The 11,651-nt window shown below is 63.6% G+C and carries 10 protein-coding genes; 1 reads left to right on the forward strand and 9 read right to left on the reverse strand.

Going from position 1 to position 11,651, the window contains the following annotated elements; translation table 11 throughout:
* Nucleotide 1: 1 nt before the first annotated feature.
* The 3 genes from HY36_RS06085 to HY36_RS06095 form a co-directional block, all read right to left on the reverse strand.
* Nucleotides 2–685 (reverse strand): response regulator transcription factor, encoded by a 684-nt coding sequence (locus HY36_RS06085; protein WP_035549900.1) that lies wholly within the window; start codon nucleotides 683–685, stop codon nucleotides 2–4.
* Between the two features lie 37 nt (nucleotides 686–722).
* A complete protein-coding gene (locus tag HY36_RS06090; protein ID WP_035549903.1) occupies nucleotides 723–1,034 on the reverse strand; it encodes a PepSY domain-containing protein in 312 nt (103 codons plus the stop codon).
* 95 nt (nucleotides 1,035–1,129) lie between these two features.
* Nucleotides 1,130–1,891 carry a helix-turn-helix transcriptional regulator gene (locus HY36_RS06095; protein WP_035549906.1) on the reverse strand — a complete coding sequence of 254 codons (762 nt, stop codon included), beginning with the start codon at nucleotides 1,889–1,891 and terminating at the stop codon, nucleotides 1,130–1,132.
* 506 nt (nucleotides 1,892–2,397) lie between these two features.
* On the opposite strand from HY36_RS06095, the gene HY36_RS06100 reads away from it, so the two are divergent.
* A complete protein-coding gene (locus tag HY36_RS06100) occupies nucleotides 2,398–4,833 on the forward strand; it encodes a bifunctional diguanylate cyclase/phosphodiesterase (RefSeq protein WP_162175952.1) in 2,436 nt (811 codons plus the stop codon).
* Between the two features lie 4 nt (nucleotides 4,834–4,837).
* Here HY36_RS06100 and HY36_RS06105 read toward each other — a convergent pair whose 3' ends face one another.
* From HY36_RS06105 to HY36_RS06130, 6 genes are all read right to left on the reverse strand, one after another.
* Nucleotides 4,838–5,713, reverse strand: a complete 876-nt coding sequence (locus HY36_RS06105; RefSeq protein WP_035549913.1) for a DnaJ C-terminal domain-containing protein — start codon at nucleotides 5,711–5,713, stop codon at nucleotides 4,838–4,840.
* 78 nt (nucleotides 5,714–5,791) lie between these two features.
* Nucleotides 5,792–6,262 carry a DUF1203 domain-containing protein gene (locus HY36_RS06110; RefSeq protein ID WP_035549916.1) on the reverse strand — a complete coding sequence of 157 codons (471 nt, stop codon included), beginning with the start codon at nucleotides 6,260–6,262 and terminating at the stop codon, nucleotides 5,792–5,794.
* A 67-nt stretch (nucleotides 6,263–6,329) separates the two neighbouring features.
* On the reverse strand, nucleotides 6,330–9,953 hold the full coding sequence (locus HY36_RS06115; RefSeq protein WP_051602552.1) for a baseplate multidomain protein megatron: 3,624 nt from the start codon (nucleotides 9,951–9,953) through the stop codon (nucleotides 6,330–6,332).
* Nucleotides 9,954–9,956: 3 nt separating this feature from the next.
* A complete protein-coding gene (locus HY36_RS06120) occupies nucleotides 9,957–10,388 on the reverse strand; it encodes an NlpC/P60 family protein (RefSeq protein WP_035549919.1) in 432 nt (143 codons plus the stop codon).
* Nucleotides 10,385–11,032 carry a DUF2163 domain-containing protein gene (locus tag HY36_RS06125; protein ID WP_051602553.1) on the reverse strand — a complete coding sequence of 216 codons (648 nt, stop codon included), beginning with the start codon at nucleotides 11,030–11,032 and terminating at the stop codon, nucleotides 10,385–10,387. The genes HY36_RS06120 and HY36_RS06125 overlap by 4 nt, the downstream gene beginning before the upstream one ends.
* Nucleotides 11,033–11,037: 5 nt before the next feature.
* Nucleotides 11,038–11,649 (reverse strand): DUF2460 domain-containing protein, encoded by a 612-nt coding sequence (locus HY36_RS06130; RefSeq protein WP_035549922.1) that lies wholly within the window; start codon nucleotides 11,647–11,649, stop codon nucleotides 11,038–11,040.
* Between the last annotated feature and the right edge of the window lie 2 nt (nucleotides 11,650–11,651).

Raw genomic sequence — 11,651 nt, forward strand, 5'->3', positions numbered from 1 at the left:
CTTATCCGGCGACGCGGGCTTCGGCATCCGGCACAACCAGGCGATAGCCAAGGCCGCGCTCTGTCTGAATCCGGTCCGTGCCAATCTTGCGGCGCAGGCGGCCGATGAAAACCTCGATCGTGTTCGAGTCACGGTCAAAATCCTGGTCATAGATATGCTCGACCAGTTCCGTGCGCGGCACGACGCGGCCCATATGGTGCATCAGGTAGGACAGGACGCGATACTCATGTGCGGTCAGCTTCACCGGTTCGCCATTCACACTGGCCCGTGCAGCGCGGGTATCGACCACCAGCTTGCCAGCCTCCAGCGTTGCGGCGGAGTGACCGGCGGCCCGGCGCAGCAAGGCACGCAAACGCGCCAGCAATTCCTCCGTGATGAAGGGCTTGGTCAGATAGTCGTCCGCGCCCGCGTCAAAGCCTGCAACCTTCTCGCTCCACGAATCGCGCGCGGTCAGGATCAGCACCGGGAAGGACTTGCCGTCCGCGCGCCATTTCTTCAGGACGCTGACGCCATCCATCTTTGGCAGGCCCAGATCCAGGATCACCGCATCATACGGCTCGGTATCGCCCAGGAAGTGGCCGTCTTCGCCATCGGCGGCCAGGTCGACTGCATAGCCGGATTGCGACAGCACGTCGGCCAATTGGCGACGCAGGTCTGAATCATCTTCAACAACCAGGATACGCATCAATACGTCCCTCCGAATTCAAAAATACACTGTCGGGTCATGCGCCCTGCCGGTCAAGCACGCGGCCAGACCGGGCGTCCACCGTGAACCGCATCTTGCGACCATCGCCGGTCATCCAGTCGATCTTGTAGCGCGGATTGCCGCCATTATCGAACAGGTCTGCGTTCAGTTGGTAACCGCCATACTGGCGCTTCAGATTCTGGAAAATCTGGCTGAGCGGCACCGTTTTGCCTTCGCGTACCGAATCGCGCGCCTGGCCCGGCGACCATTGGTTACGCCAGTCCTGCGCGATCGCCGGTGGCGTCATCACAAGGCCCAGGGCCAGAAGAAAGGCAGAAATCCGTCTCATGGCTTTGCTGTATAGGCATCAGGCTCTGAATACCAAGTGAACATATCCGCGCGGATTCCTTCACTTTCAGCAGACAGCAGCGCATCGACGTGCGCCTAGCCTTCGCGCTTGCGTGCGCGGCGGGCAAGCGCTTCGGCTTCGACTTCGGGGTCCGACGCGATGACCAGCCCGCGCATCACCCCCTTCATGACCGCCGATGTCCGGTCGAAGACTTCCAGCTTCGCGAAGATGCGCTTCACATAAGTCCCCACCGTGTCCGGGCTGAGGCTCAGCGTTTCGCCAATCGCGGCATTGCTGCGTCCCTGCGCCATCCAGTGAAGCACGTCGAGTTCACGGCTCGACAGATTCATCTCGTAATTCAGCTCCAGCGTCATCAACTGGCAATAGCGCAAATAGGCGGTCTGGGCGGCCACCTGGAACAATTGCATGTCCACGGCATGAAGGCTGTCCTGGCCAGTCTCGGAACTTGCCGCGATGAAACCGACCCGCGCCGCAGGTCCGTAAGTTGCGACACAGACACCTTTCTCCATGCCCCAGCTTTTCAGGTCTTCCAGATACGTCGTCTCGTTCTGGTTCAGCACCACATCAGAAGGCAGATGATCCCAATGAAAGGCCGAGCCGATCCGCACGGCGATATCCGGCAACGGGTCATCCATATGGCGCGCGTCGAGATAGGCGTTTTCCCATTCAAGCGGAAACCCGGCATTCACCAATGTCCGCCCTACCGAGCGGTCATGCCCGATGGGAGACAGGCAGATCACGCGCGGCATGCCCATCATGCTGAACACGGAAACAGCTTCGGCTCGCAGATCCTGCAAAGACCGCGCAGTCAACAAAGCTGAAATACCGTCCAACATGTCGCTCACCTTTCCAACACCCCGAACGATGCTAGATGGCTTCCCCTGTTCGGCAAGAAAAAAGCACCCTCTCCCTTTCGGGGTCGGCGCGCCGGACCATTTCATCGAATGATCCGGCGATGCCGAAAGCGCGCACAATGCACGCCTGATGGTGCCTGCGTCCCCCACAGCCACGATGGCAATCTATCTCAATCTCCGGCTTTCGCCAAAGAGATTCCTCCATCATGGGTGGAGCGCGCTTTCCATGAAAAAATGCAATCGATGGAAACTTTCAGCATCCAACTGCTAAAACACGAATTCATGATCTGACATTTTGTCCGTACATTTTCGCCAGGCCAAATCGCCCGTCCTGTATATTTCACTACACGATGAAAAAATCCCGGACTTCAGCGCCCGGCTGCCTGGCCGCAATTATGGTAAACGCGACCAATCTGATTTCCCTTTTGGTAACGCAACCACGTCAGTGAGATTGGCGGACTGATGGGTTTACCTTTTTTATGTACAATGTGTTGACTTGCATAACGACCGAGCACGATCTCTCACACGTTATTGCCGCGCTTCTGGTTCTGACGTTCAGCAATTGCTGTTCGCTTGTCGTGTTCCGCCGCAGCATGGTGGCCGTACAGCTGCAGAACCAGATTTTCTGGGCGATTGCTGCTGGAACGGTCGTCGGCCTGGGCATCTGGTCCACGCATTTCATCGCCCTGCTCGGCTACAAGCCCGGCTTTGAAGTTGTCTTCTCGGGCGGACGCACCATTCTCTCCGCCATGATCGTGGTCACCGGTTTCGTGACCACTGCGCTATTGATGCGGATGAATTCCGATGTCCTCGTGCGGGTGCTTTGCGCAGCGATCGCCACCGCCTCGGTCGCCGCCATGCACTTCTGCGGCATGACCGCCCTGAACGCCTCAGCCATCATGGAATACGACCAGATGATGGTCACGACTGCCCTGGTGCTCGGCTTCATGGGATACGTTGCGACCTATCTCACCGGCGCGAACCCCAGCATCCCGCGCAGCACCCTGCTGGCCACCGTGTTCAGCATCATCGCGGTTCTCTCCATCCATTTCATCAGCGCCACCGGCACCACGATGATCCCGGTAAAGGGGTTGGAAATTCCAGCAATCGCGCTGCGTTCAGGCGGCCTCAGCATCATTATCGCTCTGGCCATGCTGCTCGTCGTCTTCATCTTCGCGATGGCCGCAGGGCTCGACAATCAGTTCCAGCGCATCCGCAACAAGGAACAGCGCAAACTCTTCGTGCTGGCCGATGCCAGCAGCGAGGGCCTGTTCGTAGTCGCCCCGGACGGCACGATCCTGTCCACCAACTCATCCGCGCGCACCATGTTCAAGGATGACGGCCCCGACGCACGCAAACTGGAAGACCTTGGTTTGACGCCGGAGCCAGAACCAGAAACAGAACAGATGCTGGTCGGCAAGAAGATCCAGGACATCCTGCAGATCAAGGATGAGGACATCACCTTCGCCGGCAATCACGATTTCGGTGAGCGGCGACTGCGTTTCTCTGACGGTCGCGAAATGGTGGCGACGGTGTCCAGCCGCTATGTCAGCGAATCGGATGGCGATTTCATCGTCTTCGCGGTTCATGACATGACCCAGCGTGTCCGCGCAGAAGCCCGTGTGCGTACGCTGGCCTATCGCGACTCGCTGACCGGCCTCTACAATCGTGTCGCCTTCAACATGGCGCTGGAATCTGCCGTCAGCAAACGAACAGGCACCAACCCGCATGAACTGGCCGTCCTCATTATCGACCTCGATGAGTTCAAGGAGGTCAACGACCAGTACGGGCATGGCGCAGGTGATACGCTGCTGAAATCCATCGGGCGCCGCCTGTCCAGCCAGCTTGAAAAGAAAGACGTTCTCTCACGTCTCGGCGGCGACGAGTTTGCGGTTCTCCTGCGCGGTCGCAAATCCCAGGACGAGATCACGGATGTCGCCAGCCGCATCCTGACGGCCCTGTCAGACCCCATCGCAATCGGGCGTCGGAACCTGTCCAGTGGCGGCAGTATTGGCATCGCCATGGCCTCCAGAGGCAATCACAGCGCAGCGCGCCTGCTCACCTTCGCAGACCGCGCGCTCTACTCCGCCAAGGAAGCCGGGCGCAATTGTTTCCGCTTCTATGACGCCGAACTGCACAAGCAACAGATGGAGGCACGCAATCTTGAGCGCGCCTTGCACAAGGCCGTCGAGAATGACGAACTCGTGCTCCACTTCCAGCCCAAGGTGAATGCGGCGACCCGGGATGTTGTTGGCCATGAAGCGCTAGTGCGCTGGAACCGTCCCGGCATCGGCCTTGTCGGCCCGGACACATTCATTCCGATTGCTGAACAAAGCATGCTGATCGTGGAGATTGGGCGCTGGACCATTCAGGCCGCCTGCCGCGCGGCACGCCACTGGGGAGAGAATGAGTCCGTCGCCGTAAACCTCTCCGCCCGCCAACTGCTCGATGCAGACCTGGTCGATACCGTCCGCACAGCGCTTGCCGAAACGGGCCTGTCGCCAAACCGGTTCGAACTGGAGATCACGGAAACAGCCATCATCCACAACACCCAATTGGCCACCAGCATCCTGCTCGACCTGAAGAGTCTGGGCATCAAGATCTCGCTGGATGATTTCGGAACCGGCTATTCCTCGATGAGCTATATTCAGGAATTCCCGTTCGACCGTATCAAGATCGACCGCTCTTTCGTGACCTCCATGAATGTCGATCCGAAATCACGCGCCATCGTGGAAGCGATCATCCATCTCGCACACTCGCTGCAAATCCCCGTCGTCGCGGAAGGCGTTGAGACAGAGGACCAGGCCGAAGCCCTCGCACGTCTCGCCTGTGAGGAATTGCAGGGCTATCTGATCGCCGCGCCGGCGCCGGTAGAGATCATCTTTGAAGACGACACGCTTCTGTTCGAACCGGCACAGGCCTGATCGCCTAGCGACCCTCGGCCCAGTCCTTGAGGCCGGGATCTTTCGGATCGGACAGAACAATCTCCAGCCGCGCATAGAGATTGCCCGGCGTTGAGGTCTGCACGCCCTTGCCCCGCAGGCGAAGCTGAGACCCGGTATTGGACCCCGCAGGCACTTTCAGCGTCACCGGCCCGGACGGGGTTTTCACCTCCACACTGCCGCCCAGAACAGCGGTCTTCAGGTCAATGGCGACCGTCATGCGCAAATCCTTGCCATCGCGCTGCCAGACCTTGCTCTCAGGCACCTGGATTTCCAGCAGCGCATCTCCCGGCGGGCCACCATTCGGAGAGGGCTCCCCCTGGCTTTTCAGGCGCAGCGTCTGGCCAGTTTCCACGCCGGCCGGAATGTTCACGTCCAGCGCCGTCCCGTCCGCCATCGTCATCCGGCGGCGTGCGCCGGTGACGGCGTCCTCAAAATCAATCGACACGCGATAGCGCACATCCCGGCCCTTTGTCGGACCGGCGCGGCGCGAGCGTCCACCGCCGAACATGCCGGACAGGATGTCCTCAAACGGGTCGCCTTGTGCGCCGCCAAACGGATTGCCGCCGCGCCCTTCCCAGCGATAGGAACCACCCCCCTGCCCATAGGGCTGGCCGCCGCCGCCAAAGCCGGTCGGGTTGCCGCCGCCATCGATCTCGCCGCGATCGAATTTCGCCTTCTTGTCCTTGTCGCCCAGAATGTCCCACGCGAGAGAGACGCGCTTGAACTCTTCCGCCTTGGCCTTGTTGTCCGGGTGCAGGTCGGGGTGCAGGTCCTTTGCCTTCTGGCGGTAGGCCTTCTTGATGTCGGCATCACTGGCCGAACGGTCCACGCCGAGCACTTTGTAAGGGTCAAGAGCCACGGGCCGGGCATCCTTCTGTCTGCGAGTCACTTATCCGCACACAGTTAGGCCCTCCCGCAGCGTATTGAAACCCGGAGATTACCTTACCGGGTCGACCCGCGCGGCATAGCACCCCGGCCGGGCATTGTGCAGATGAAGATAGGCAACGCCCTCTTTCGACAGCATGTCCGGTATCGCCGTGGCCAGGTCAACGCCTTCCGCCACATCCGCTGCGACCATATCGTGCGCCTCATTAAAGGCCCGGATCGAGATCAGCCGCAATGTGAGGGATTCCGGCACCTCGCCCAATTCCGGCTGGGCTTGCGTCGCACCCGCCCGCACGAATATCGCATGGGACGCGCGGTAGGGCGTCGCCTCACCATGGTGGCAGTGGTGCAGCAGGAACACCGTCTCCCCGATGTCTGCATCCTGCAGGCTGACCCGGCACGGATAGCCGGGATTGGCATCCACAACCCGCTTGTGAATGTTCTGCGCGGCCAGTTCCGCATCAGACAATTGGGTCAAATGGGCGAACTGGCCTGCTGGCAGGGCGCGGATCTGGAAAGTCATGTCGGGGTCCTTTGTGCTTCATGAAACACCCTGTCGGCCGCGCTCCGCTCACGCCACCCGATACATGCTACGCCCCGCAGGATTGCCACGCCCCAATGCGCCCGTCCGGCCCAATCTCTGCCACGCGCGCAGCAACCGCCCCAACAGGCCAGACGGCGGATGGCACTTCGACAATCTCCGACGCGGAAAATCCTGAACCGAAATCGAACGCCACCGCGAACCGGCCTGCGTTCTCCGCTTCCGGCAGGGCCCAGCTTTCCGGCACATCCGCCCCGCGCCGCGTCCAGCTCAACTGGTCGCCCACGCGCCTCAGATGCGCAACCGGCCAGGGCCGGCCCGCCTGATCCTCGAACGTCTCCGCCATTGCGGTATCGTCGGTGACCGCTTTCCACATCATCTCCACGCCGAGCGTCTCGCCGCCAAGGCGCGCCCGCACCACAGCGGCATCCAGCATCACCAGCCGCGCGCCAATCTGGGCCCTGCCCGGCACGCTGCCCCTTTGCCCCCTCAACAGGCCGCTGAGCTGCCAAACATCCGGCGCAACAAGGTCCGCGCTCTGGAACTGGATGCACTCCCAGCCCGCCTCCGTCTCAAGCAGGGCCGCGTTGCCGCCGGACAGCACCTGCCCCTCTGGCAGGCTCGCAAACTCTCCCCCCGGACAATACACACTCAGAACCGTCGCAAGATCCCACCGCCCGACGGGCCCCGGTCCACACGCATCCGTCAGCCGTCCGATCACGGCAGGCCGGGAGAGGCGCGCCACCTCATTCAGCGCATCCTCCGCGAGCCCGGCCAGAACCGCCACCTCGCCCGGCCACGGATCGACCCAAGCCGCGACAAGTGGGCCGGTCTCCTCTCCAAATTCCGGCAGGTGCGGCGCGTCCATGATGACCAGATCCACCCCGCCAAACACTGCTGCCTCCGGCGGCGCGCTGCCGGCCTGTCCCGCACGGACACGCGGCATCGGTGTCAGCTCCTCATGGCAGGTGAGCGCGCGAACACCGCCGCGATCCACCACATCGCTCACCCGCCAGACCGCGCCATCCTCCAGCCGCAGCCCATCGCCCGGCTCCAGCGCCAATGCCGACAGCGGCAGCGCACAAGTCAGGCTCTCGCCGCTCGCCGCCGCGTCCAGCAAGGCCCCCGCCACGGCCTCCGCCCGGCTTGCCCCAAGGGCCAGTGGCAAGGTCACATCCTGCACAAGCCGTGCATCGCCCCCGCCTGCGCGCGCTTCGGCCAGACCCGGTTGGTAGTCCGCCTCAAGATCAATATATGACAGGCGAAGGCGCGCGGGGGCCTTGTCCAGCAGGCCGCGCGTGCGCTGTGCCCCCGTCTCGGTCAGCGCCGCCGCCGACACGTCCAGCACCTCGCCCTCACCCGCCATGCGGAACACCAGTGCGCCATCACGCTCCACGCACTCAAACCCGTACGCCACCTTCAGCGGCTCAAGCGCCGCGCGCACCGAATGCACCCCGTCGAGGCCATAGCCCTCAACCACGCCGTCCAGTCCGGAGACGTCAACATCTTCCACGCCGCCCCGCGCGCAGATGTCCGCCACCACATCGGCCAATGGTGCAAGGCCCGACCGGCCATTCAGCCAATGCCCGCGCGCCCAGTTTCCGCCATCACTCCAGACCGCCTCCTTCAGTGGCCAGGCTGGAAACGGTCGCCCATCCCACGCCCAGACATAGGCGGCCTCCACCAGCGGCTCAGCCTCCCAATGCGGCAACACCGCCGCCAGCGCCCGCCTCTGGAACACCTCGTCCCGCGCCCCGTTGGAATAGGGCGGCAGCGCGCTTTCGCTGCTCTTTGGATCAAAGAACACGTTCGGCGCATTGCCGCCCTTGTCGACCGCCGCAAAGCCAATCTCCATCAGCCGCACCGGCTTCATCCCCGGCGTCCAGCCCGTCGGCGTCGCCGCCCGCACCCCTCCGGGACGCTCATGATGATACGCGTTGGCCCAGCCAGTGATATCCTTCCGGCGGAAGATGAAATGCTCCCCATACGCACCGTCCTGAATAGACAGGCGCGTCTGCGCATCGCGCGCCGTGCCATCGGCATAATACCAGTCATACGCCTCGCCGCCTGCAATCTGCGATGCCAGATAGGCCGGGTCGTCCGCCGCCCCATATCCCGCCAGGGCGTCCAGATGCGCCGCACCGTCGCGCCAGTCACCAAGCGGCGGATACCAGTCCACCCCGACGAAATCCACATCCGCGCTTGCCCATAGCGCGTCGAGCGGGAACAGCACGTCCCCCGTTCCGTCACCGGGCACATGGGCGCCATATTCGGTCCAGTCCGCCGCGTAGGAAATGTCCGCCCCCGGCAGGATCGCCTTCACCTCCGCCGCCAGGGCCACCAGCGCCTCCACAAACGGAAATGCGCCCGCCTCATCCCTTACACGGGTCAGCCCCACCATCTCGCTGCCGATCAGGAACGCCTCCACACCGCCCGCCTCCGCGGCCAACTGCGCATGTTGCAGGATGAACCGACGGAAACCATTTGCGCCGTTCACGAAAGCGTCGATCTCGCTGCGTGCCGCCGCTGTGCCATCTGCCGACACGCCTATCCGCCCGCGCCACGGAAAGCCCTCGCTGTCCATGAACAGGAAAGGCGACAGGGTCACCGACAGGCCTCGCGCGTTCATCTCCCGGATCGCGTCGATCACGCACCGGTCTGCGGGCGTGCCACCATAATTCGGATTGCCGCCTTCATCGCGCGAAATGACATAGGCATCCCCCCGCGCGACACCGGCCACCTCCCAGGCATAGGGCACCGTCACCCGCTCGCGGACTTCCACACCAGGATGGATCTCACACGTCCCCGCCGCAATACTCGTCCCGAACCAGCCCACGGTCAGCGCCACATGGGAAACACGCGGCAAATCTGTCTCCAGCTGGTCCAGCGAGACAAGAAAGTCCGCCCGCGCCTCACCCGACCACGCATTCAGCGCACGCTCCTTTCCGGCGAACACCTGCTCGCGCACAATCTCGGTCGCATAGACAAACTCACCCGACGCCGGGATGATGTTCACCGCCGTGACGACATCCGACAGCCCCGGCTCGGCCCCACCCGGCGGCACGCGCTCCACCTCGAAAGAAAGCTGCGGCAACCGGTTGCCGAATGCGTCCAGCGGCAAATCCTCGAACACGATATAGGCCGTACCGCGATAGGCCGGCGCCTTGCCCGTCCCCTCGATCATCTCGATCAACGGGTCCGGCGCCTGCACCTCATCGCCGGGATAGACCCGGTGCACGACGCCAGACAGGTCAAACGCCTCACCATTCGCCCAGGCCCGCCGCACGCCAAGGATCGGCCCCTCGCCCAGTGCCACGGCAAAGCTGACCGAATAATCATACTCGGTCAGCTTCGGCCCGCCCTTGCTGCCGGCGCGGCGGGTTGTCTTTGTCTCCTTGAAGCGCGCTGCCCAGATCACCTGACCGCCCACACGCATCCGGCCGTAAACGGAGGGCATCCCCGCGCCTTCGCGCGCCTCCATCACGGGCAGGGATTTGACACGCGGCCCCTCCTGCGCCGGGGCAAAATATGCGCCTACCGCCCGCCCGGCCAGATTGCCGAGAGACTTGCCAATCGCCGCGCCGGAGAGTTGCCGCCCAAGCAGGTTCAGCCCTTGCGGCAGGGCCTGCTGCCCGATCGCCTGCCCGACACTTGAAAACACGATCTGCGCCATTGCCTAGTCCTCCACGCCGGGAAAGCTGAACGCCGCCACGGCCCGCCTCTGCCACCACGGCACCAGCCGCGTCTCCACCACCGCCCGCCCCCAATAGGCATGCACAATCCGCCCCGGCGCAGACAGCACGCCGCAATGCTTGGCCGGCACACCGCTCGCCATACGGAACACCAGCACATCGCCCGCCTTTGCCGCGCTGACCGGCTTCTCCACCAGATACATCCGCGCCGCCGCCAGCAGCGTGTCCTCGCCCGTCACTTCCGCCCAGTCCGGCGAATAGGGCGGCACAGGCTGCGGCTCCGGCCCGATCAACTCCCGCCACACCCCGCGCACCAGGCCAAGACAGTCACAGCCCGCGCCCTTGCGGCTGGCCTGATGGCGATAGGGCGTGCCAAGCCAGCCCCGCGCCGCCGTCACAATATCCTCTCGTCTCATCGCCTGCCCCCATCATTGCCGCTCGCCGCAGGGCCGAGCAGAACGAAATCCGCCCCCGGCAGATGCGGAAATCCGCGAAAGTTCTGCGCATTGCCAAACACGTCCGAACACGTCGAAAACCTATGGTCACAAGCCAGTCCAGGAAACGCATCCACATTCACGCCGCAGCGTTCATCGCCCAGCACGGCGTCGCACTGGCGCGCATAGACCCGGCCCAGCGGGCGCTCGAGCTCCGCCTTCCGGCTGACCAGCTGCGCTTCAAACCCGGCCTCACCGCGCGTCACGTCGCTCAGCCATCCGCTCCACACCGTCACGAACAAATCCGGCCGTTGCCAGTCTGTACGGATCACATCGACGCGCGCGCCATCCCACTTGCCCGCCGCCAGATCGGCTTCGGTGATCGCCTCATGCGACAGCGCCCCGCCCGCCGCCGCATGGCCGGGCCTCAGATCAGCAGACTGCGCAAAACTCGCCCCCTCCAGCGCCGCGCCGGACTGGTAGAGAATGCCACCCACCTCTATCGCCCGATCATGCTCCGTCACCGCCAGCAAGAAGCCATCCGCGCGCGTGATCCGCCAACAGAGACAGGTCGTTGCCGCCCCGCTGGCCAGACGCTCTGCAAATTCCTGTTCAATGATCCGCATGGTGTCTATCCGATCAACTCGACCAGAGGCACGCGCAGCGCCTTGCCTGCGCCAAAGCCTTCCAGCGTGATGTCCAGCCGGTCGGTGTCGAACCGTACCGGACAGTCGAAACGATACCCTGCGGTCACCACCCCGCCCGGCGCTGGCGCGGCATCCAGCGTCACCTCCCCCGTCGTCGCGTCCAGGCTGAACTCCGCCGTCACGCCATCCACGGCCACGAGCACGCTGCCTGCCACTGGCTTCAGGATGCGCCGTTGATGATCGCCATACGCCTTGACCAGCTGGAACCGCGTCGCCACCCCATCGCCTGTGCCAATCCGCTGATCCGTGGCCGAGGGCACCTCCCCCGCGGCGCAGGACCGGTCATCGAGCGCGTCACGGAACCGAAACCCGTAGAGTCGCCCGCCGCGCGCCTCGAAAAAGGCCACAAGATGCTGCAACGCATCCAGCTTCAGCGCCGCGCTGCCGACATCCCACCGCCGCCGAGAGCCCGCCCAGACCGCATTGCGCACTTCCGCGCCACTCGCCAGATTCACCACCTCCGTGCGCCGCTCCGGCCCGCCTGTCGCGGCCAGCGCCAGCGGCACGGGAAAGCTCACCTCATGGAAATTCGTCACAC

Origin of the sequence: Hyphomonas atlantica corrig., from assembly GCF_000682715.1 — a bacterium.
Lineage (GTDB): Bacteria > Pseudomonadota > Alphaproteobacteria > Caulobacterales > Hyphomonadaceae > Hyphomonas > Hyphomonas atlantica.